The sequence below is a fragment of the Streptomyces sp. S3(2020) genome, from assembly GCF_013044505.1.
Taxonomy (GTDB): Bacteria; Actinomycetota; Actinomycetes; order Streptomycetales; family Streptomycetaceae; genus Streptomyces.
In genome coordinates, this window is sequence record NZ_JABERD010000559.1 from 1 (window position 1) to 670 (window position 670).

Genomic DNA, 670 nt, shown 5'->3' on the forward strand with positions numbered 1-670 from the left:
CCCCATACGTCAACTCCACCCCACCCTGAACCAACGCCACCGCATCCGAATCGACCCGCACCCGCGCCTCGAACACCTCAGGCACCGAACGACCATCCACCACCCCAACCCCGACACCACTCCACTCGTCGACGACCTGCTGCTCCTCGCCTTCACCCAGCAGCCCGATGGCGGCCACGGGGAGGTCGGGGTCGGCGACCGCGGCCTCAAGGAGGACGAACAGCCGCTCGGCCATGGTGGTCACGGTGGCCTCGTCGTAGAGGTCGGTGGCGTATTCCACGTCCCAGCACAGCCCACCCGGCCGGCCGTCCTCCCCGGCCTCTTCCTCCACGAAGAAGGTCAGGTCGAACTTGGCCACCCGGTGCTCCAGGGCCAGTCGTTCGCTGTGCACTCCGGGGACGACCGGTGTGGCGGTGGCGTTGTTCTGGAGGACGAGCATGGTCTGGAAGAGGGGATGACGGGCGGTGGACCGGGCCGGGTTGACCGCCTCCACCACCCGCTCGAACGGCAGATCCTGATGCCCGTACGCCTCCAGATCAGCCGCCCGCACCCGACCCAGCAACTCACGGAACGTCGGATCACCCGACACATCCGTACGCAACACCAACGTATTGACGAAGAACCCCACCAGGTCATCCAGACTGTCGTCCGAACGCCCAGCCACCGCCGT

Annotated in this window: 1 protein-coding gene; it reads right to left on the reverse strand. The window is 67.2% G+C overall.

Going from position 1 to position 670, the window contains the following annotated elements:
- On the reverse strand, positions 1-664 hold a 664-nt coding region (locus tag HLK59_RS50315; protein ID WP_346780024.1), incomplete at its 3' end, for a condensation domain-containing protein.
- Between the last annotated feature and the right edge of the window lie 6 nt (positions 665-670).